Annotated in this window: 20 protein-coding genes; 6 read left to right on the top strand and 14 right to left on the bottom strand. The window is 57.9% G+C overall.

The genetic code is table 11. The features are described from left to right. The first annotated feature begins 59 nt into the window (after positions 1-59). Genes KOL70_RS15215 through KOL70_RS15200 form a run of 4 tightly spaced genes read left to right on the top strand, consistent with a single transcriptional unit; the run spans position 60 to position 2,945 of the window. A complete protein-coding gene (locus KOL70_RS15215) occupies positions 60-1,283 on the top strand; it encodes a SpoIIE family protein phosphatase (protein WP_141496221.1) in 1,224 nt (407 codons plus the stop codon). Between the two features lie 10 nt (positions 1,284-1,293). After that, positions 1,294-1,845 carry a SiaB family protein kinase gene (locus tag KOL70_RS15210; protein WP_058780400.1) on the top strand — a complete coding sequence of 184 codons (552 nt, stop codon included), beginning with the start codon at positions 1,294-1,296 and terminating at the stop codon, positions 1,843-1,845. A gap of 6 nt (positions 1,846-1,851) precedes the next feature. Further along, positions 1,852-2,238 carry a DUF1987 domain-containing protein gene (locus tag KOL70_RS15205; RefSeq protein WP_021507651.1) on the top strand — a complete coding sequence of 129 codons (387 nt, stop codon included), beginning with the start codon at positions 1,852-1,854 and terminating at the stop codon, positions 2,236-2,238. Beyond that, positions 2,235-2,945 (top strand): GGDEF domain-containing protein, encoded by a 711-nt coding sequence (locus KOL70_RS15200; protein ID WP_215480842.1) that lies wholly within the window; start codon positions 2,235-2,237, stop codon positions 2,943-2,945. The genes KOL70_RS15205 and KOL70_RS15200 overlap by 4 nt, the downstream gene beginning before the upstream one ends. On the opposite strand, the gene mrdA is transcribed toward KOL70_RS15200, so the two are convergent. From mrdA to prfC, 10 genes are all read right to left on the bottom strand, one after another. Next, complete coding sequence (mrdA, locus tag KOL70_RS15195; RefSeq protein WP_021507653.1) at positions 2,946-4,835, bottom strand: penicillin-binding protein 2; 1,890 nt, start codon at positions 4,833-4,835, stop codon at positions 2,946-2,948. A gap of 227 nt (positions 4,836-5,062) precedes the next feature. After that, positions 5,063-5,776, bottom strand: a complete 714-nt coding sequence (gene deoD / locus KOL70_RS15190; protein ID WP_021507654.1) for a purine-nucleoside phosphorylase — start codon at positions 5,774-5,776, stop codon at positions 5,063-5,065. A gap of 34 nt (positions 5,777-5,810) precedes the next feature. Continuing rightward, positions 5,811-7,034, bottom strand: coding sequence for a phosphopentomutase (gene deoB, locus KOL70_RS15185; RefSeq protein WP_021507655.1), 1,224 nt, complete (start codon positions 7,032-7,034; stop codon positions 5,811-5,813). 94 nt (positions 7,035-7,128) lie between these two features. Further along, positions 7,129-8,451, bottom strand: coding sequence for a thymidine phosphorylase (gene deoA, locus KOL70_RS15180; RefSeq protein WP_215480841.1), 1,323 nt, complete (start codon positions 8,449-8,451; stop codon positions 7,129-7,131). Positions 8,452-8,562: 111 nt separating this feature from the next. After that, the gene (gene deoC / locus KOL70_RS15175; protein WP_058770662.1) at positions 8,563-9,342 is read right to left on the bottom strand and encodes a deoxyribose-phosphate aldolase; all 780 of its coding nucleotides are present in this window, start codon (positions 9,340-9,342) and stop codon (positions 8,563-8,565) included. A 413-nt stretch (positions 9,343-9,755) separates the two neighbouring features. Beyond that, the gene (locus KOL70_RS15170) at positions 9,756-10,532 is read right to left on the bottom strand and encodes a TatD family hydrolase (RefSeq protein WP_132465909.1); all 777 of its coding nucleotides are present in this window, start codon (positions 10,530-10,532) and stop codon (positions 9,756-9,758) included. Next, positions 10,529-11,581, bottom strand: coding sequence for a patatin family protein (locus KOL70_RS15165; protein WP_031279725.1), 1,053 nt, complete (start codon positions 11,579-11,581; stop codon positions 10,529-10,531). Before KOL70_RS15165 ends, KOL70_RS15170 begins: the two co-directional genes overlap by 4 nt. A 178-nt stretch (positions 11,582-11,759) precedes the next feature. Then, the gene (locus KOL70_RS15160) at positions 11,760-11,921 is read right to left on the bottom strand and encodes a DUF1328 domain-containing protein (RefSeq protein WP_007893192.1); all 162 of its coding nucleotides are present in this window, start codon (positions 11,919-11,921) and stop codon (positions 11,760-11,762) included. 98 nt (positions 11,922-12,019) lie between these two features. Next, complete coding sequence (osmY, locus tag KOL70_RS15155) at positions 12,020-12,610, bottom strand: molecular chaperone OsmY (protein WP_021507660.1); 591 nt, start codon at positions 12,608-12,610, stop codon at positions 12,020-12,022. A gap of 259 nt (positions 12,611-12,869) precedes the next feature. After that, positions 12,870-14,459 carry a peptide chain release factor 3 gene (gene prfC, locus KOL70_RS15150; RefSeq protein ID WP_021507661.1) on the bottom strand — a complete coding sequence of 530 codons (1,590 nt, stop codon included), beginning with the start codon at positions 14,457-14,459 and terminating at the stop codon, positions 12,870-12,872. A gap of 436 nt (positions 14,460-14,895) precedes the next feature. Between prfC and KOL70_RS15145 the strand changes: the two genes are divergently transcribed. Further along, positions 14,896-15,384 (top strand): hypothetical protein, encoded by a 489-nt coding sequence (locus KOL70_RS15145; RefSeq protein WP_215480840.1) that lies wholly within the window; start codon positions 14,896-14,898, stop codon positions 15,382-15,384. Positions 15,385-15,390: 6 nt separating this feature from the next. On the opposite strand, the gene KOL70_RS15140 is transcribed toward KOL70_RS15145, so the two are convergent. Genes KOL70_RS15140 through KOL70_RS15130 form a run of 3 tightly spaced genes read right to left on the bottom strand, consistent with a single transcriptional unit; the run spans position 15,391 to position 17,636 of the window. Continuing rightward, positions 15,391-16,494 carry a M20 peptidase aminoacylase family protein gene (locus KOL70_RS15140; protein ID WP_058759555.1) on the bottom strand — a complete coding sequence of 368 codons (1,104 nt, stop codon included), beginning with the start codon at positions 16,492-16,494 and terminating at the stop codon, positions 15,391-15,393. A 10-nt stretch (positions 16,495-16,504) separates the two neighbouring features. Then, complete coding sequence (locus KOL70_RS15135) at positions 16,505-16,978, bottom strand: YjiG family protein (RefSeq protein ID WP_021507664.1); 474 nt, start codon at positions 16,976-16,978, stop codon at positions 16,505-16,507. Beyond that, positions 16,968-17,636, bottom strand: coding sequence for a nucleoside recognition domain-containing protein (locus KOL70_RS15130; RefSeq protein ID WP_021507665.1), 669 nt, complete (start codon positions 17,634-17,636; stop codon positions 16,968-16,970). Before KOL70_RS15130 ends, KOL70_RS15135 begins: the two co-directional genes overlap by 11 nt. 457 nt (positions 17,637-18,093) lie before the next feature. Here KOL70_RS15130 and ftnA point away from each other — a divergent pair, with 457 nt between their 5' ends. Continuing rightward, positions 18,094-18,600 carry a non-heme ferritin gene (gene ftnA, locus KOL70_RS15125; RefSeq protein WP_058759556.1) on the top strand — a complete coding sequence of 169 codons (507 nt, stop codon included), beginning with the start codon at positions 18,094-18,096 and terminating at the stop codon, positions 18,598-18,600. 64 nt (positions 18,601-18,664) lie between these two features. Here ftnA and KOL70_RS15120 read toward each other — a convergent pair whose 3' ends face one another. Then, positions 18,665-21,508, bottom strand: a complete 2,844-nt coding sequence (locus tag KOL70_RS15120) for a bifunctional diguanylate cyclase/phosphodiesterase (RefSeq protein ID WP_215480839.1) — start codon at positions 21,506-21,508, stop codon at positions 18,665-18,667. Positions 21,509-21,632: the final 124 nt, after the last annotated feature.

The raw sequence follows: 21,632 nt of genomic DNA, 5'->3' as shown, positions 1-21,632 counted from the left end.
AAGTGTCATCGCCGTGCCGTAACCTAAGATTATTCCTAATCAACGCCAGACTCTTTCTCATGCAGCAGCCTGATTTCCGCACCGGGCTTAGCGCCCTGACGGGTCGTGCCCGCGCGCGTTCGCTGTGTATTGCGGTGCCGTTCGTCACGCCAGCGATGGACAACACGGCGGTAATGGCGCTGTTTAGCGAACACAAAGATTTGATTGGCCTGCCGGTGGTGGAAAACGGCACGCCGTTCGGCATGATCAACCGCCACATCTTTCTGTCGCAAATGACGCGTCCGTTCTTCCGCGAGCTGTACGATCGTAAAAGCTGTATCGCCTTTATGGATAAACAACCGCTGGTGATCGATGCCGAAACCGAACTCGATCGGGTCGCGCAGCAGGTGGTCGCCAGCGGGGATAAATCAGTGACCGATGGTTTTATCGTGACTGAACAGGGCCGCTATATTGGCATCGGCCTCGGTATCGACCTGATTCGTACCGTCTCCGATTTGCAGGCGCAGCAGCATCAGCAGATTTTACAGAGCATCGATTACGCGCGGGTGATTCAGGACGCGATGCTGGACCGCTCGCGGCAGCAGATGGCGCAGCAGCTGAGCGACTGGTGCCTGCACTGGCAGCCGCGCGACGGCGTGGGCGGCGACTATTACGCCTTTCACCGCGACGAGCACGGCTGGCTGGCGCTGATTGCCGACTGCACCGGTCACGGCATTCCCGGCGCGTTTATGACGGTGATTTTGCATGCGGCGCTGGAGCGTGCGCTGCAGCACAACCATCGTACGCCGTCTGCCCTGCTGCAGGCGCTTAACCGCCACATCAAACAAACCCTGGGCCAGCTTAACGCCTCGCAACAGACTTCGCTGTCCAACGACGGCTGCGATGCGATTGCGCTGCGGCTGGAGACGGCCAGCCATCAGCTGAGCTGGGCCAGCGCGCGCATGCACGCCGTGCTGCAGCCGGTACAGGGTGAAGCCGCCGCGCTGCAGGCCGATCGCGTCGGCGTTGGCTACACCGATACACCGCACGACTATTGCTGGCCGCAGCAGCAGCGCACACTGCAGCCCGGCGATGTGCTGCTGGTGATGAGCGACGGCGTGACCGATCAACCCGGCGGCGCGCGGCAGATTATGTTCGGTAAAAAGCGGATTCAGACGGTCATTGCACAACATAAAACCCTGCCGATGGCCGAGCTCTCCACGGCGTTTGCGCAGGCATTTCTCCACTGGCAGGGCAACCAGCCGCGACGCGATGACGTCACCTGGTTTGGTCTGCGTTATTAACGAGCCTCTTATGCATCCAGCTTCCACCGGCACGCACCTGCCGCCCGACAGCGTTGCGCTGCACTATACCGGCTTCTTTTCGCCGCAGAACATCACCGCGATGGGTGAAGTGATCAAAGTGTTTCTGGAAAACCAGCAGGCCCCGCTGAAAGTGCGCCGCCGGCTGTTCTCCAGCTTTGTCGAGATTGTGCAGAACATCCTACGCTATTCGCAGGACAGCCGTACCCTGAGCCACGCCGAACAGCACTTTCGCTTTGGCACCGTAACGCTGCACGTGGACGGCGATAGCTATGTGCTGGAGAGCAGTAATCAGGTCGAACAGGCCGCCTGCGAGCAGCTGCGCGACTGGCTCGATCTGCTGCGTACCATGAGTAACGACGAAATTAAGCAGGCCTACCGTGTCGGTCTGCGCACCGAGAGCCCCGCCACCAGCAAAGGGGCCAATATCGGTTTGCTGACGCTTGCCCGTGATGTCAGTGAACCGCTGGAGTATGAACTGCGTCCGCTGCCCGCCAGCGGCTACGCCACGTTTTGGCTTAAAGCCACCATTCACCAGGATTGAGGTTGTATGCAAAACCTGATTATCGCTGCCACTGAGAGCACGCCCGAAGTGAGTTTTGATTTTGCCACCCGCCAGTTTGCGCTGCGCGGCGAGTCGTGGCCGGAGAACGCGGCGGCGTTTTATCGCCCGCTGCTGGATGCCCTTGAGCAATGGCAACCCACCGACAACGACGCGGTGGTCGTCACTATCGCGCTGCGCTACTTCAACAGCTCCAGCACTAAAATGCTGTTCAGCCTGTTTGATCTGTTCAACCAGCTGGCACAGCGCGGTCAGCGCGTCACGCTGAACTGGCTGTTTGATGCGGAAGATGACATCGCGGAAGAGTTTGGTCAGGAACTGGCGCTGGATTTTACCGATCTGCAGGTTAATCTGCAGGCGGAACTGGCGTCATGATGGATCTCAATGAGCTGTTCCGTGAAGAGAGCGAGGTGCTGAATCGCTCACAGCATGTGGCGGCGCAAAACACGCTGAGCGCGCAGGATTACCGCGAGGCGCTGCTGCACCTGAATCGCCACTATCAGCGCCTGATGCGCGAAACCTGGCGGCTCATCTCCCGCAGCGATCGCGCGGAGCGCGAGCTGAACCGCGTGAATGAGCAGTTAAACCAGCTGGCGCAGGAGCTGGAGTACAAAGCCAGCCACGATCCGCTAACGGCGGTGTGGAATCGTGGCGCGATTATTCAGCGCATCAGCCAGACGCTGGAGAGCGGTCCGGCGGCGCTGATCATTCTGGATATCGACCACTTCAAAAAAATCAACGACGAATACGGCCATCCGATGGGCGATAAGGTGATTTGCGGGCTGGTGACGCGCATTCAGGCGCACTGCCCGGCCGGTGCCAGCATTGGCCGCATCGGCGGCGAAGAGTTTACCGTGCTGCTGCCGCCCTATCGTCTGTCCGACGCGGTGATTGTCGCCGGTGCGATCCACGCCTCGCTTAACGCCTCGCCGCTCGCGGTGCTGCCGCAGCAACTGGTGACCGCCAGCCTCGGCGTGAGCTACGGCAAGCCGGGCTCCGATTTCGACACGCTGTACAGCAATGCCGATGCCGCGCTCTACGATGCCAAACACCACGGTCGCAACCGGGTATTTTTCCGCTGATCAGTGCACCTGCGCGGTGCTGGCCGTCTGCATCGGCACGCTGCTATCTGGCGGCGGCAGGAAGATATGGTCGAGGATATTGCGCATCACCGGCGCGGCCGTAATACCTTCGTTACCGCCGTTTTCCAGAATCAGCGCCACCGCCACCTGCGGGTTGTTAAACGGCGCAAAGGCGGTATAGAAAATGTGGTCGCGCAGGCGCACCGGGATCATCTTCGCGTTGTAAGTCTGATTCTGCTTCAGGCTAAACACCTGCGACGTACCGGACTTGGCGGCGATGCCGTACGGCGCGGTATGGAAATATTTATAACCGGTGCCGTTAGGCGCGTTAGCCATACCAAACATGGCGTGGCGCACAAGCGACCAGTACGGTGATTTCGCATCGCCAATCTGCGGCTGCGGCGCGGTCGGCTGGTAAACCTGCTGCCAGGTGCCGCGCTGCGCTTTGGCCAGCAGGTGCGGATTAATTACCCGGCCGTTATTGATCAGCGCTACCATGGCTTTCACCATCTGAATCGGCGTGGCGATCCAGTAGCCCTGGCCGATGCCCACCGATACCGTATCGCCCTGATACCACGTATGTTTATGCACTTTCTGCTTCCATTCGCGGCTTGGCAGCAGCCCGGCGTACTCTTCATTCAAATCGATACCGGTAGGTTTGCCGTAGCCGAACTGGCTGAGCATGCTGTGGATGCGGTCGATGCCCATCATGAACGCCACCTGATAGAAGAAGGTGTCGGCGGACTCTTCAATCGCTTTGGTGACGTCGAGCATGCCGTGGCCGGACTTTTTCCAGTCGCGGTATTTGCGATCGGTGCCCGGCAGCGTCCAGGTCGGCGCGCCAAAGAAGGTGGTGCCCGGCGTAATCACTTTGCTCAGCAGCGCCGACATCGCCATGTAGGGTTTTACCGTCGATGCCGGTGGATACAGCCCCTGGGTGACGCGATTGATCAGCGGCAGGTTTTTATCCTGCAGCAGCGTTTTATAGGCTTTGTAGCTGATGCCCTTCACGAACGGGTTGGGATCGTAGCTCGGGCTGGAGACCATCGCCAGCACGCCGCCATCGTGCGGATCCTCAATCAGCACCGCCGCACGCTGCCCGGCCAGCTGGCTCTCCACATACTGCTGCAGATGCAGATCCAGCGTCAGCCAGATGTTTTTGCCCGCCACCGGCGGCACCTCTTTCAGCACGCGCACGATGCGGCCGTGGTTATCTACTTCCACTTCCTGATAGCCGGTCTTGCCGTGCAGCAGGGATTCGTAGTAGCCCTCAATACCCTGCTTGCCGATGTTATGGTCGGCGGCATAGTTTTCACCCACGCCCTCGGCATTGAGCCGCTTGTAATCGTTATCGTTAATCTTCGACACGTAGCCGACCACGTGCGCCAGATCGGCGCCGTACGGGTATTCCCGATCCTGATAGGTATCAATGGTGACCCCGGTGAAGCGGAACTGATTGACCGAGAAGCGCGCCACCTCTTCGTCGGTGAGCTCGGCCTTCAGCTCCACCGGTTTATAGCGGCTGCTCTGCTTCAGTTCATGCTCAAAGGTTTCGATATCATCCGGAGTCAGATCAACGATGGGCGTCAGCGCCTTCAGCGTCGCCTGCATGTTGTCGATTTTGTACGGCGTGACGAGGATGTCGTACCAGGTAACGTTGCGCACCAGCGGGATGCCGTTGCGATCGAAAATCAGCCCGCGCGTTGGCGCGATGGGGATCATTTTGATGTCGTTCTCGTTGGAACGCGTCTGGTAATAGCTGTGCTGATCCACCTGTAAGCGATACAGGTTGATGCCAAGAATGGTGAAGCAGATAACAACCAGGGCAAACGCCACCAGCGCGCGGCGCACAAACAGTTTCTCTTCGGCTTCGAAATTGCGGAAATTCATCAGGGGCTTAGTCTCTTCATTATCACGCTAATGATAGGGAGAGATCGCCGCAGAGCCAGCAGGAAGATGCACAAGCCTGGGTAAAAGTGTGTCAGATGTTTACGATGGGGCTGCTGTGTCAGGAATGCGGGACAGGGCGTTGACCGGGCATTAAATGTTGCTCGATCAGTTCCCTCTCCCGCGTGCGGGAGAGGGTTAGGGTGAGGGCGAAGGAAAACCCAGGAAAATCAATCCCCCAGCAGCACCGACTCCAGCGCGATCTTAATCATATCGTTGAACGTCGTCTGACGCTCTGCCGCGGTGGTTTGCTCATGCGTACGGATATGATCCGATACGGTACAGATGGTCAGCGCTTTGGCACCAAACTCTGCCGCCACACCGTAGATGCCGGCCGCTTCCATCTCCACACCGAGGATGCCGTACTTCTCCATCACGTCGAACATCTGCGGGTCCGGCGTATAGAACAAATCCGCGGAGAAGATGTTACCGACGCGCGCGTCCACGCCCAGCGCTTTAGCTGCGTCAACCGCGTTACGCACCATGTCGAAATCCGCGATGGCGGCAAAATCGTGATCTTTGAAACGCATGCGGTTAACTTTTGAGTCGGTGCAGGCCCCCATACCAATCACCACATCACGCAGTTTCACGTCAGCACGCACGGCACCGCATGAACCCACACGAATGATCTTCTTCACGCCGAAATCGGTGATCAGCTCTTTGGTGTAGATCGAGCAGGATGGAATACCCATACCGTGGCCCATCACGGAGATTTTGCGGCCTTTGTAAGTCCCGGTGAAGCCCAGCATGCCGCGTACGTTATTCACTTCGACCACATCGTCGAGGAAAGTCTCGGCAATGTGTTTTGCACGCAGCGGATCGCCTGGCATCAGCACCACGTCCGCGAAATCGCCCATTTCGGCATTAATATGAGGAGTTGCCATTGTTGTTCTTCCTTATCAAAAAGTGGTGGCTGTTTTACAGCAAGCTTTTGCCGTAGTCCATGCTGGACAGGCCAAAATAGCTGGCGATGGTCTGGCCGATATCGGCGAAGGTATCGCGGTAACCCAGCGAGCCCGGTTTTACTTCTGGACCGTAGATCAGAATCGGGATGTGCTCGCGCGTGTGCTCTGTGCCATGCCAGCTCGGATCGCAGCCGTGGTCAGCGGTGAGGATCAGGATATCACCCTCTTTCACCAGCGCCATCAGCTCCGGCAGACGACGGTCAAACAGCTCCAGCCCACCGGCATAACCGGCGATATCGCGGCGATGGCCCCAGGTCGAGTCAAAATCGACGAAGTTGGTGAACACAATTGAGTTGTCCGGCGCCTTCTTCATCTGCTCAATGGTGGCATCAAACAGCGCATCCAGACCGGTGGCTTTAACTTTTTGCGTGATGCCCTGCTCCGCGTAGATATCAGCGATTTTACCCACTGAAATCACTTCGCCGCCCTTCTCATCCACCAGCTTTTTCAGCATGGTCGGTGCCGGTGGTTCGACCGCCAGATCGTGACGGTTACCGGTGCGCTGGAAGTTACCGGCTTTATCGCCGACAAACGGACGTGCGATTACGCGGCCAATGTTATAGCCGCCGTTGGTCAGCTCTTCACGCGCAATTTCACACAGCGCGTACAGGCGATCGAGGCCAAAGGTCTCTTCATGACAGGCAATCTGGAACACCGAATCTGCCGAGGTGTAGAAAATCGGCTTGCCGCTTTTCATGTGCTCCTCGCCCAGCTGGTCGAGAATTACCGTGCCGGAGGAGTGGCAGTTGCCGAGGTAGCCCGGCAGATCGGCGCGTTTTACCAGCGTATCCAGCAGCTCCTGCGGGAAGCTGTTCTCTTTGTCGCTGAAATAGCCCCAGTCAAACAGCACCGGCACCCCGGCGATTTCCCAGTGGCCGGACGGCGTATCTTTGCCCGAAGAGAGTTCGCTGGCATAGGCGTAAGCGCCAATAATTTCCGCCTGCGGATCCAGTCCCGGCGGGAAGCGGCCGGTAGAGAGTTCCGCCGCTTTGCCAAGGCCGAGCGCGGTCATGTTGGGCAGATGCAGCGGACCTTCGCGGCCTTCATTGGCGCGGCCTTCAAAGCACGCTTCGGCGATATGGCCGAGCGTATCCGATCCTTCATCACCGAATTTATCGGCGTCTTTGCTGGAACCAATCCCGAAGGAGTCGAGAACCATAATAAAAGCACGTTTCATGCAAGTCTCCTGCGCCATAGCGCGATGACAAGTCAAAAAAAAGCGATCAGATCAGTATACCCGAACGGCCGCTGCCTGGCACGCAGTTACGCCACTATTCGCTGATGCGGCGATACACCACCGGCGTGGCCTCCGGGGCGTGGTCGCTGAGCGTCACTGCCGCTTTCACTGCCGCAGCGGCCTGCTGCCACTGCGCTTCCGACGCGGCATGAATCACCGCCAGCGGCTGCTGTGCATTGACCTCACTGCCCAGCGTAATCATGTCGCTGAGGCCCACGCTGTAATCAATGCTGTCGCTGGCGCGCTGACGACCACCGCCCAGCGCCACCACCGCCATGCCCAGCGTCCGCGTGTCCATGGCGCTGACGATGCCGGGACGATCGGCGTACACCGCTTTGCTCAGCATCGGTGCCGGCAGGTAGCGGTCCATCTGCTCGATGAAATCCGTCGGGCCGTTCTGCGCCGCCACCATGCGGGCAAACACCTCAGCCGCTTTACCATTATCCAGCACCTGCTGCAGTTTTTGCCGCGCTTCGGCTTCGTTCGCCGCCAGTTTGCCGGAGATCAGCATCTCAGCACACAGCGCCAGCGTGACCTCCAGCAGCCGCGGATTGCGCGCCTCACCGGTGAGGAAATGCACTGCTTCGCGCACTTCCAGCGCATTACCGGCGCTCGATGCCAGCACCTGATTCATGTCGGTGAGCAGCGCGGTGGTTTTGCATCCCGCACCGTTGGCGACGCCGACAATCGCCTGCGCCAGCTGCTGCGAGGCCTCAAAGGTTGGCATAAACGCCCCGGATCCGACTTTGACATCCATCACCAGCGCGTCTAATCCTTCGGCTAATTTTTTGGCGAGGATCGAGGCGGTGATCAGCGGAATAGAATCCACGGTGGCGGTGATATCGCGCGTGGCGTAGAACCGCTTATCCGCCGGCGCCAGCGAATTAGTCTGACCGATAATGGCAACGCCGACCTGTTTGATGATCTGGCGGAAGCGATCGTCGCTGGGGAAGATATCAAAGCCGGGAATGGCTTCCAGCTTATCCAGCGTGCCGCCGGTGTGACCGAGGCCGCGCCCGGAAATCATAGGCACGTAGCCGCCGCAGGCCGCCACCATCGGACCCAGCATCAGCGAAGTGACATCGCCCACGCCGCCGGTCGAGTGTTTATCAACAATCGGTCCGTTGAGATTCAGCGCCTGCCAGTTGAGTACCGTGCCGGAATCGCGCATCGCCATGGTCAGCGCCACGCGCTCTTCCAGGTTCATGTCGTGAAAATAAATCGTCATCGCCAGCGCGGCGATTTGCCCTTCAGACACGCTGTTATCACGCACGCCGTTGATGAAAAAGCGGATTTCCGCTTCGCTCAGCGGCTGGCCGTCGCGTTTTTTACGAATAATTTCTTGTGGCAGGAACAAGGTTGCCTCCCCGGAAAAGCGATGTATCGCTGAATGACAGCCGCCAGCTGCGCAGCAATGCGCACCTGACGGCAGTGACACCGTGGGCCGCCATTTTGGCGGCCGCGTGGATCAATAACCGGCTTTGCTGGTCGCCGTAGCGTGGCCCAGGGTATTCAGCAGGCTGGCTAACAGGCTGGAAGCGCCGAAGCGGAAATGACGCGCATCCGCCCAGCCGCTGCCGAGGATGTCGTCGGCCAGCTGCAGATAGATAGCGGCATCTTCCGCCGTGCGCACGCCGCCAGCCGGTTTGAAGCCCACCTGCTGCTGCACGCCTTTGTCACGGATTACCTGCATCATGATCGCCGCTACCTCTGGCGTGGCGTTGACCGGCACTTTACCGGTAGAGGTTTTGATGAAATCCGCGCCGGCATCGATCGCGATTTCGGACGCCGCACGAATCAGCGCTTCCTCTTTCAGCTCGCCGGTTTCGATGATCACTTTCAGCAGCACGTTCGCCGCCGCGCAGGCCTCTTTACAGGCTTTTACCAGCGCAAAGCCGACGTCACGATTACCGGCAATCAGCGCACGGTACGGGAACACCACGTCAACTTCATCCGCGCCATAGGCGATTGCCGCACGGGTTTCCGCCAGCGCGATGTCGATGTCGTCATTACCGTGCGGGAAGTTAGTGACGGTCGCGATACGAATTTCCGGCGTGCCCTGCTCGCGCAGCGTTTTACGTGCAATCGGGATAAAGCGCGGATAGATACAGATCGCCGCCGTGTTACCGGCTGGTGATTTCGCCTGATGGCACAGCGCGATCACTTTTTCATCGGTATCGTCTTCATTCAGGGTGGTCAGGTCCATCAGTTGCAGCGCGCGCTGCGCGGCCGCGTTCAGATCGGTCATGGTGCTCTCCAAAGTCAGGCCGGTGAAATCTGCTCACCGGAGAATGTGATAATTATAACAACCCACGCCGCGTGGAATTGCGAGACTTGTCACAAGGAAAAGGAAACCGCGCTCTGATATACATGCATTTAGCGATATTAATCACATTAAATCGCTATTTTACTCAACAGCGCGGCACGATGCGATTGTGATTATTATCACAAATGTTGCCGCAAAAAGGTATCGGATATCGTTAAAGCGTAGTTAATTTGAGAATGAGCGGGGGTTGTCAGCACATCATCAGAAGTGGCAGAGGGGTTGCAGCGACGCGATTCATCGCGCAATAAATTGTGCCGCTGGCAAAACTGCAACGGCCATTAACCGTGACGGCGCTATTACCTGAAGTGAGATAGTGGCAGGCGCAGGATCATTACTCAATCCGGCAGCGCGAACAAACGCAGGCTGTTGTGCCACAGCGCATCGGCGATCTCATCGGGCGGTTCCGGGCGCAGCTGGCACAATACTTCGAACACATTACGCGCCCGTTCCGGGCGATTTGGCTGGCCCTGAAAACCGTGCAGCGGCATATCCGGCGCATCAGTTTCCAGCAGCAGCGCCTGCAATGGCAGGCTGGCGATGGTGTGGCGGGTTTTGCTGGCGCGTGCATAGGTGATGGTGCCGCCGACACCAATCGCGTAGCCAAGGGCGATGAAACGCTCCGCCTGCTGCTGGCTGCCGGCAAAGCCGTGCACCACGCCGCGTCGCGGCACGTCGTGACGGCGCAGATGCTGCGCCAGCTGATCGTGCGTACGTCGCGAATGCAGGATCACCGGCAAATCATAGCGCTTTGCCAGCTTCAGCTGCGCCTCCAGCAGCCGGGTTTGCCGCGCAAAATCCGGCGCTTCCATATACAGATCCAGCCCGATCTCCCCGATCGCCACGCGTTTTACATCCGGCGTTTGCAGGTGCTGCTCAAGGCGATCGAGATCGTCATCCTGATGTTGTGCAATATTGATCGGGTGCAGCCCGAGCGCGCTATACAGCGCCGGATGCTGCTGTGCCAGCTGGCTCACCACGGCAAAACGGCTGGCATCCACGCACGGCACGATGATGCGTTCCACACCCGCCTGCGCCGCCTGCGCGATACTGTGTTCGGCAGCGGTGACAAATGGCGGAAAATCAAAGTGGCAGTGGGTGTCGATAAATCTCATGCCAGCGATCCTGCATCGTAATCGGCGTCATTACCCGCCAGCGGCGGCGTGCTGACCGGCCGGTTATCCGGCGCGTTGGCGACGGCGGCTGGCGGCGTCACGGCAATCGGTCGCGCCAGCGGTTCAGCATCGCTCAGCCACTGGCCCAGCGTCGCCAGGAAATAGCGCCCGCTGCGGCGGCCCAGATGATAATCCTGATTCAGTGACGCCAGACGACTGCCCAGCGCCATGCTGGCCAGCGGCTTTGGCGGAAAGATTTCAATGATGCGCAGATTATCCGGCGGCTGTTCAATAAACTGCTGAATCTGGCGGTAGCTCTCTTCGTGCTGATGCAGAATATTGATCATTGGCTGCAGGGCGCTGTCGCTCAGCCAGCGCTCCATGCGTTTAAACCACTTCGGCGTATACGCCATCTGTGACGGCACGGTACGGATCACCACAATGGTATCGGCGCCACGCCGCGCCGCTTCGCGCACCGGAATGGCGTCGCTGATGCCGCCGTCGAGATAGCTCACGCCATCCATCAACACGCCGCTGCGGTAGAAACCGGGGATCGCGCTGGAAGCCTTAATGATGTCATGCCAGGTCAGGTTGGTGGGATTGAAATACTGCGCGCTGTAATCATCGCTGCGGCAGGCGCACATGTAAAATTCGCTGCCTTTGGCAAACAGGCTTTCGGCGCTGCTCAGCGCCAGCGGGAACTCCTGTTTAGTGATATCCACTAACCAGTCAAGATCGATCAGGTGGCCACCGCGTACAAAACGCAGCGGATCGAAAAACAGTTTACTGGTGGTGTAACGGGTAATCACGCGCCGCGCATAACCGGGCTGAGCACAGACAAAGGCTGAGAGGTTTTGTGCCCCGGCTGAGGTGCCGAGCATTAACTGAAAGGGGTTAAACCCTGCGCGCTGAAATTCATCCAGTACGCCCGCCGTGAAGATGCCGCGTTGCCCGCCGCCTTCGCAGACCAGCGCGATTTTTTTGGATTTGAATGGCGTGAGTGCCAGTGGCTCAAAGGTGTCCAGCGACACCGGGATGCGTATTCCCAATGGATGTCCCTCAGTGTTTGCTGCTCTGAGGGAGGCGCTCAATCAGCATCCCGGAGAACCAGTCATTGTCGTTCCCTGACCAACCGCATCCTGCAATCGTCGCGGCGCACCTTCAATGGTGGCAATGACTGGCCTCCGCTTTATGTGACTAGCGGGTTAACATGGTTAACGCAGTGGGTCAGGGTCGTTTGCGCCCGGTAAACAGGCTCACGAGGAACAGAATAATACCGACAATAAAGACAATTTTAGCTGCCCATGCTGCCGTACCCGCCAGACCGCCAAAACCTAATGCTGCAGCAATCAGAGCGATGACCAGAAAGATAATACCCCAACGAAACATAAGCCTCTCCTTTACCATAGTGAAAATCGAACTGCTTATTCTTCACATCACTGTTTTTAATACGGAACGGCACCGTTGGTGATGCCGTTCCGGTTGCGTTAAGATTTCACCTTGAGGTCATTCTTCACGCTTTTCACGCCTTCAATGGCTTTGGCGATCTTCTCAGCCCGATCGGACTGGGCCTGATTCGCCACTTCCCCGGACAGCTGTACCACGCCATCGGTGGTTTCCACCTTCACGTTGCGCGATGGCACAATGTCATCTGCTAAAAGTTTAGCTTTTATTTCACTGGTGGTTGCTGCATCACCTGCATAACCTTTCAATGAACTCTGTTTGCTGTCTCTGACGTGTAGTTTGTCGCTGACGGATTTAACCCCTTCCACCTTCTGCACCAGCGCCACAGCCTTCTCGGCCTGGTCCTGCGAGGTGACAAAACCGCTCAGCGTCACGACGCCTTGCTGCGTTTTTACCGAGATATCCGTACTTTTAATCGCTTCATCGTCCACCAGCGCGGCTTTGGCTTTGGCGGTGATGCCGCTGTCATCCATAAAGCCATCGACTTTTTTCATAGAACTATCGATTTTGGAACCCGCGCTGCTGCTGGTATCAGCCGCCATTGCCGCGCCGCTTAACAGCGCAGTACCGGCCAGTGCAGCAATCAGGGTTTTAGCAATCTTAGTCTTATTCATCGATATCATCCTTCTATCAGTTAACCCACTCGCAACCGCGAATGCGCCAGCAACACACCACGTTGCTGCGTGATGGACGTAATCAGACCCACAGGTCCGTTTTCTCGTCCGACAGAATAATCATAGTAGGGATTACAGCTTTTGCTGGCTTTTGTGGTTGATATATCGCCAAAAAGCGATAACCGCAGCGCAATTAAGAGGAGTCTGTATCGGAGAAAACCGGGCGGCAGAAAGCAGCAGCCCGGTGAAGACGGCAAACTTAGTGCTCGCGCGTTTTACGGAAGGTCACGTCAGGATAGCGCTCCTGCGTGATGTTGAGGTTGACCATGGTCGGGGCGATATAGGTGAGGTTGTCACCGCCATCGAGCGCCAGGTTGATCTCGTTTTTGCGCTGGAAGTCGTCGAACTTCTTCGCGTCGCTGCACTCAACCCAGCGGGCGGTCGACACGTTGATGGCCTCGTAAATCGCCTCAACGTTGTACTCGCTCTTAAGACGCGCCACGACCACATCAAACTGCAGCACGCCCACCGCACCCACGATCAGATCGTTGTTGTGCACCGGACGGAACACCTGCACGGCGCCCTCTTCCGACAGCTGGACCAGCCCTTTCAGCAGCTGTTTCTGCTTCAGCGGATCGCGCAGGCGAATGCGACGGAACAGTTCCGGGGCGAAGTTCGGAATACCGGTGAACTTCATGGTTTCGCCCTGGGTGAAGGTGTCGCCAATCTGGATAGTGCCGTGGTTATGCAGGCCGATGATATCGCCCGGATAAGCTTCTTCAACGTGCGAACGGTCGCCCGCCATGAAGGTCAGCGCATCGGAGATCACCACATCTTTACCGGTACGCACCTGACGCAGCTTCATGCCCTTCTCATATTTGCCGGACACCACGCGCATAAAGGCCACGCGGTCACGGTGTTTCGGGTCCATGTTGGCCTGAATCTTAAACACGAAGCCGCTGAACTTCTCCTCTTTGGCTTCAACTTTACGGGTATCCGTCTGGCGCGGCATTGGCGCCGGCGCCCAGGCAACCAGACCATCCAGCATATGATCGACGCCAAAGTTGCCCAGCGCGGTACCAAAGAACACCGGCGTAATTTCGCCGCTCAGGAACAGCTCTTTGTCGAACTCGTGCGATGCGCCCTGCACCAGCTCCAGCTCGTCGCGCAGTTGCTGCGCCAGCTCTTCGCCGACGGCCGCGTCCAGTTCCGGGTTCGCCAGCCCTTTTACCACGCGCACTTCCTGAATCGTGTGGCCTTTGCCGCTCTGATACAGGTAAGTTTCGTCGTTGTAGAGGTGATACACGCCTTTGAACAGCTTGCCGCAGCCAATCGGCCAGGTGATCGGCGCACAGGCGATTTTCAGCTCGCTCTCGACCTCATCCAGCAGTTCCATCGGATCGCGAATGTCGCGGTCCAGTTTGTTCATAAAGGTGATGATCGGCGTGTCGCGCAGACGGGTCACTTCCATCAGCTTGCGGGTACGATCCTCAACCCCTTTCGCGGCGTCGATCACCATCAGGCAGCAGTCCACCGCCGTCAGCGTACGGTAGGTATCTTCCGAGAAGTCTTCGTGCCCGGGGGTATCCAGCAGGTTAACCAGGCTGTCGCGATACGGGAACTGCATCACCGAGGTGGTGATGGAGATACCGCGCTGCTTCTCCATCTCCATCCAGTCTGATTTGGCATGCTGGCTGGAGCCGCGACCTTTAACGGTACCGGCGGTCTGGATCGCCTGTCCGAACAGCAGGACTTTTTCGGTGATTGTGGTTTTACCGGCGTCCGGGTGCGAGATGATCGCAAAGGTACGGCGGCGCGCCACTTCTTCTAAAAAGGGAGCAATAGACATGAGTGAATTCTTCTTCAGGGCAACACGCGAGCGGCGCGCTGCGAATAAATCATTCCGGAGCCAGTCCGGCGGATAACGGTGCCAATGGCGACGCATGCGCGTCGGGTCACAGCAGGGTGTGTGCGATCTACATTGGCGGCAGTCCGGTTATCCCATCAGCATTGAGGCGGCATAGCATACAATATTTCAGCAGGCGGGGGAATCTGCGGCAGAATGAGACGATGCTCGCGCAGTTCAGGACATGTCTTGTAAACACTAAGCGATGTGTGGCTGAGAATGCCTGTCCGGAACCGTCACCCCGGCAAGGACAGCAAAATGACTCTACAGCTTAACCCACATACCTACAGCCCGTCGCACCGAAACGCCGCCCTGTCGTCGCCCGCGCAGATGTACCGCAAACCCGGCGAGATGCTGCTGATCAACGCGTAACGCCGCCGTGCCAGCCACCGGCCGCGCTGATTTTTCCCGCAGCAGCCTGCCGGCGCACCTGCATCATCTGCTCACGCCGCGCCCCGGTTTTTCTGCCGGTCAGCATTTTGTCCCGGAGTATCCGTACATGCTGGACGCCGCGCTGTCGGTCACCGCCCGACGGGGCGCGGTGTCGTTAGCACCATATCACGCCGACAGTGACAAGTGCGCGCTGGTGATTGAGCGGCAGACGCTGGTGAAGTTTGATCTGCCGCCGCTGCACGATTTGGTGCTGAGCTACATCGGTCTCAACACCTACTTTAGCGAAGTGCGCTTCTACAACCGTGCCGGACGCATCGTGGCGTTTCGTCGCCTGAACGCCAGCAAAAAGCGCCACGAAGTGTTCTGCTTCGCCGGCATGAAGCCGGTCTCACTGGTGATTGAGACCAGCCAGCACAGCTCGATTTTGCTTGATGAGATGGTGTGGAACCAGACCGTAGGCGCGGGCGCGCGCTGAGGCGCGTTATCCCAGCATGCGCACCACCGCCGCCTTGAAGATCTTCACGCCGATCTCTAGCGAACTCAGTTCAAAGCGCATCTGCGGATGGTGCAGTCCCGGCACCAGATTGGTTCCCAGCCCCCAGAAACCGGCTTTCACCTGCGGATTTTTCACCGGATAGTAGAAGAAATCCTCGCTGCCCGGCGTGGTTTTCGCCGCCAGTAATCCCTGCTCGCCGAGCACATCGACAATCGCGGCGCTCAGCAGCGCGGTGGCATCGGCATCAATTTCCGCCGCCGGCATCTCTTTCAGCACCACCACTTCAGCGGTTGCGCCCAGCGCGGCCACGCTGTGCTGAATCGCCTGGCTGACTTTCTCTTTAAGCAGTTCCATCGGCGCGTTCTCCTGCGAACGCAGATCCCACACCACGCGCGCCTCGTCCGGCACCGAGTTGGTCACGCCGGCGTCGCACAGGAAGCGCGTCGCTTTTACGCTCCAGGTGAGGCCCGGTGCCAGATGAATGCTGTTCACCGCCTGCACCGCCTGGACTGCCGCATCAAGCGCATTGACGCCCAGATGCGGTCGTGCGGCATGGGCCGGAACACCTTTAATGGTGGCCTCCAGCGTGCTGCACGCTGAATAGATCACCGCAGGCGTCGCCTGCCCGACCTGACACTCCTCCAGCGGGCGCAAATGGAAGCCGAGGATCATCTCCACGTCATCCAGCGCGCCGCCCTCAATCATCGCCAGCGCGCCGGCCCCCAGCTCTTCAGCCGGCTGGAACAGCAGCTTCAGCCGCCCTTTTTTAATAGCGCCTTCCTGCAGCAGCTCCTGCGCGGCGGTCAGCACCACCGACGAGTGGCCGTCATGGCCGCAGGTATGGCGGGCGCAGGCAACGCCGTCGATCACGTGCCCGAGCGCATCCATGTCGGCGCGCAATGCCAGCACCGGGCCGGGCACGCCGCTGTCGATCTCCGCCACGATGCCAGTGGTCTGGTTGATGCCGCGCGTGACCTTAATGCCAGCCTGTTCCAGCTGGCCGGCGATGTAGGCCGAGGTTTTAACTTCCTGAAACCCCAGCTCGGGGATTTCATGCAGAAAATGGTAGTGATCGAGAACTCTGGACACCGTTTCGCTCCTAAACAAAAAAACGCATCACGAACATAGCGATAACCGCATTGATAATGCTGGTGAGCATCAGCAGCGGCCAGTATTTTTTCGGCACATCAGCAACGCCCAGCAGGCGGCCCATGTACTGCAACTGCGACCCCATAAGAAAAATCGCCGGTGCGAGGATAGTGATGTCGGTACCGCTCAGCAGGCCTTTGGCCATCAGGCTCACCGCCACCCCGACGCTGGCCGAGGATGACAGCCATGCGGTCAGCAGCACGGTGATCGCCTCGCCGGGCAAACCGAAAATCCCCATCAGCGGTGCAAACGCGTGGCCAAGAAACTGCATGATGCCGAGCAGATTCAGCACTTCCGCCAGTACGTAGGCCATCACCACATTGGGCATCAGATTGTGAATAGCAATATGGAAGCCTTTACGCGCGCCGACAATAAAAATATCAAACGGATTATTATTGACCCGCGTCTGTACGTTATTTGACATCAGCAAAATCCTTCTTATAAACACTGTTTAACACAAAACGGACAAATGCCGCACCGACGAATTTCAGCACAAACATCAGCAACAGCGGAATAATGATTGGTGCACTCATGGACGCAAATAGCGCCGAGCCAATGGCAAAATAATTATTGATCAGTCCGGCACCGGAATATTGCCAGGCGCTCATCACCACCAGCTCTTTTTTACCGATTTGCTGCTGATCCGCCATCTCTTTGGTGAGCGCCGCGCCGGCATCGGTACTTTGCAGATCGGTAATCAGCGCCAGGCCGCAGCGTCCCGGCAACCCCATCAGCGGTTTCAGCAGTGGCGTCAGCAGCGTGTGGGCGGCACGAATCGCACCGTAGTGGGTGAAAATCTCCAGCACGCCCAGTGCCAGCATCACAGTGGGTGCCAGCGACAGCGCGAACAGGAAGCCGGCTTTGGCGCTGATGCCACCAGCGCCGAGAAAGGTGGAACCTGACTCTTTGATGGTGCCAAAGCTGCCGCCCAGCGTGGTGAAATCAAACGCGCCCAGCCAGCTAAAGCCTTCGACCTTATAAAGCAAACCGGAAAAAAACAGTATTGCCAGTATCAGCGCGAGATAATTTCCGGCGCTCGCCGTGACCGTTTGTGGCGCGGCCATGATTTTTTCTTCAGACATCGTTTCTCCTGCTGACCCTATTTCTGCCAGACGTGGTTGCAATATACGGAACTATTAACCAAGCAGGATTTATGCCAATGCGCACTTTCTTTAATTTCGCTATGGCTAATTTTGTTCAGTAACAAGCAGCAGCCGGAATAAGCGTTTATATCGCCGTGCCAGGTTTATTGCTGGTCGCGCCAGTGCTTATTTTATCGGCGGGTTGACTGGCGAAGAAGTGATCGGTGCGGTTGTGCGCTGCACCGCCAGCAGGCAACACAGCTGCACTAAAACAGTGCTGCGGACCGTGAATGAAAATTAGTCAAAGTTGAGAATTCTTCGCATTCAACTAGCGGAATAATTCCATTTATAATCAATAAGATAAATTCAACTTTTTTACGAAAAAACCTTCACAAAAAAGTATAGATTGATGCATAATTCGCCGTACTTCACCTGACAAATTAAAAAGGACTCAGCCATGTTAACCGCTGAAATGACCTCACGCCTGAACGACCAGCTCAACCTCGAATTCTTCTCCGCCAACCTCTATCTGCAGATGAGCGCCTGGTGCAGCGACAAAGGCTTCGAAGGTGCCGCCTCCTTCCTGAAAATGCACTCGCGCGAAGAGATGCAGCATATGCAGAAGCTGTTTGATTACGTCAGCGATGCCGGTTCACTGCCGGTGCTGGGCAGCATCGCCGCGCCGGCGGTGAGCTGGACCTCACTGAATGACGTACTGGAAGAAGCGCTGAAGCACGAGCAGCTGATCACCAGCAAAATCAACGAGCTGGTGCACGCCGCGCTGACTTCGCAGGATTACTCCACCTTTAACTTCCTGCAGTGGTACGTTGCCGAGCAGCACGAAGAAGAGAAGCTGTTCAAAACCGTGCTGGACAAGCTGGCGCTGGTGGGCAACAAAGGCGAAGGTCTGTTCCTGGTGGACAAAGATCTGGGCCGCATGAACGTCGAAGGCCACGGCCAGTAAAAATAATAAAGATTATGCACAGCAGCATGCACAACGCCCGACTCTGTCGGGCGTTTTTTTGTGCTTACTCCAGCGCTTTTAGCCTAAGCTCCGACGGCTGTGGCCGGCCAAACAGGTAGCCCTGGAACAGCGTACAGCCCTCTTCGCGCAGGCGGACAAACTGCTCATTACTCTCCACGCCCTCTGCGGTGATCTGAATATCCAGGCTGCGGCTCATGCCGGTAATCGCGCGGATGATCGCCAGCGCCTCGCGGCTGTCGCCCATATCATTGATAAATGACTTGTCGATTTTGATCTTATCGAACGGGAACGAACGCAGATAGCTGAGCGACGAGTAGCCGGTGCCAAAGTCGTCGAGCGCAATCTGCACGCCCAGCGTTTTCAGGCTCTGCAGCGTACGGATATTGCCGAGCGTATCATCCAGCAGCACCGATTCGGTGATCTCCACCTCCAGCCGATGCGGTGCCAGGCCGGATTCGCGCAGCGCGCCCTCCACCACCGACACCAGCGAGCTGTTCTTAAACTGCAGCGGCGACAGGTTGACCGACACCGACTGTTCGGTTTCCCAGCTCTGCGCCTCGCGGCAGGCTTCGTACAGCGCATAGGCGCCGAGCATATGGATCAGCCCGGTCTCTTCGGCAATCGGAATGAAGTCATTCGGCATGATCAATCCTTTGATCGGATGATGCCAGCGCATCAGCGCCTCATAACCAATGATGCCGGTCTCGTTGGTGATCGGCTGATAGTAGAGCTTGAGCTGCCGTCCGGTGATCGCCTCGCGCAGATCGTTCTCGATCACCCGGCGGCTGCGCGCCACATTATCCATCTCCATCGTAAAGTGCTCATAGCGGTTACGGCCGTTACGCTTGGCTTCATACAGCGCCATGTCGGCGCAGCGCAGCATATGTTCCGGCGTATTGGTGGCCTGCGAGGTCAGCGCAATGCCGACGCTCAGCCCGACCGACAGGTTGTGGCCTTCAACATTCACCGGCGGGCGGATCGCCTCGATCAGGCGCTGCGCCACGATCGCGGCCTCATCGGCATTCCGCACGTTAGGCAGCACGATGGCAAACTCATCGCCGCCGATGCGCGCCAGCGTGTCCTGATCGCGCAGTACGCTGCGCAGCCGCTTCGCCACCACCCGCAGCAGATCGTCACCGATTTGATGCCCCAGCGCATCGTTCACGTTCTTGAAGTTATCCAGATCGAGACACAGCGTGGCGCTGGTCTGGCCCTGCTGCTGATCGACGCGCAGCGCCTCGCTCAGCTTCTGGCGAAACAGGATGCGGTTTGGCAGGCTGGTAAGATTATCGTGATGCGCCATGTGACGAATGCGCGCATCGGCTTCACGCTGGTCGGTGACATCTTCCACAATTAGCATCACGTAATTCTGCCGCATGTCTTTGCCGCTGATGGTGGTGGCGCGCGTGTGCAGCACCCGCTCACCGCCGGCGGTCAGCAAGAGCTGCTCGCGCGTGTGGATGCCTTCGCTGCGCAGCGCGATATCCGCCAGGCTGTTGAAGTAATCACTCAGTTCCGCCGACATACATTCGTGCGGCCGCTTATGCATAATCAGCGACTTACTGAAGCCAAACAGCTGCTCGGCTTTGTCATTGACCATCAGGATTTCGCGGCTGATGGCGTCTTCGACGATCACGCAGGAGGGAATGTTGCTGATGATGGTGTCGAGGAAGCCGGAAAGCTCCGACATTTTGGCGCTCTGCGCCTGCGCCAGATCGCGCGCGCGCAGCAGTTGCTGCTCGTGCTCACGCCGCTCGGTGACGTCGCGGGTGATCTTGGCGAAGCCGATCATTTTGCCCTCTTCATCATGAATCGCGTCAATCACCACATGCGCCCAGAAGGCGGAGCCGTCTTTGCGGTAGCGCCAGCCCTCGTCCTCAAAGCGACCGGTTTTCAGCGCGATGCCCAGATTGGCATCCGGCGTACGCGCCTGACGTTCCGGTGAACCGTAGAACACGGAGAAGTGCTGGCCCACGATCTCGTCAGCCATGTAGCCTTTGGCGCGCTGCGCGCCGGCGTTCCAGTTCACCACCCGGCCCTGTAAATCCAGCATGTAGATGGCGTAATCCGTCACGCCTTCCACTAACAGGCGGAAGGTTTTCTCGTATTCACGCTGCTTGCGCAGCAGCACCTGCTGTTCGGTGCAGTCGCGGGTGATTTTGGCATAGCCGATCAGTTTGCCGGCGTCATCGCGAATCGCGTCGATGATCACATGCGCCCAGAAGGCGCTGCCATCTTTGCGATAGCGCCAGCCTTCGTCTTCAAAGCGACCGGTTTTAAACGCGGTGGTCAGGTTGCGTTCCGGGATATGGTTCAGGCGATCCTGTGCGCTGTAGAAGCGCGAGAAGTGCTGACCGACAATTTCTTCGGCCACGTAGCCTTTGGCGCGCTGCGCGCCGGCGTTCCAGTTTTCGACGTTGCCGTCAAGGTCGAGCATGTAGATGGCGTAGTCCGTTACGCCTTCAACCAATAAACGGAAACGCTGCTCCTGTTCCTGTTGTTTACGCTGCTGCGCCTGCTGTTCGGTGCAGTCGCGGGTGATTTTGGCAAAGCCCAGCAATTCGCCGTACTCATCGCGGATGGCGTCGATCACCACGTGCGCCCAGAAGGCGCTGCCGTCCTTGCGATAGCGCCAGCCTTCGGTTTCATAGCGCCCGGTGGCGGTGGCGATGGCCAGACCGCGCTGCGGCGCGCCGTTGCGCCGATCCTCTTCACTGTAAAACAGCGCAAAATTCTTCCCGACAATCTCTTCGGGGGTATAGCCTTTGGCGCGTTGCGCCCCGATGTTCCAGTTAGCCACCGTGCCATCCGGCTTAATCATGTAGATGGCGTAATCCACCACGCTCTGCACCAGTAGCCGGTACATTACGTCAGAGTTATTGTTCATTGTTGTTCGCCTATGCTGGCCTGGTCTCGATGCGCAGTTAAGATAATTCTTAATCTTCAGGCAGACTTAAACGCAAAAGCGCATCGCTTACAAGCGCAAATCATCCGCAGACAAAAGTTGGTAG

It is taken from the genome of Pantoea sp. B270, assembly GCF_018726825.1.
GTDB classification, from domain to species: Bacteria; Pseudomonadota; Gammaproteobacteria; order Enterobacterales; family Enterobacteriaceae; genus Pantoea; species Pantoea dispersa.
This window is presented reverse-complemented; position numbering and strand designations above follow the sequence as displayed.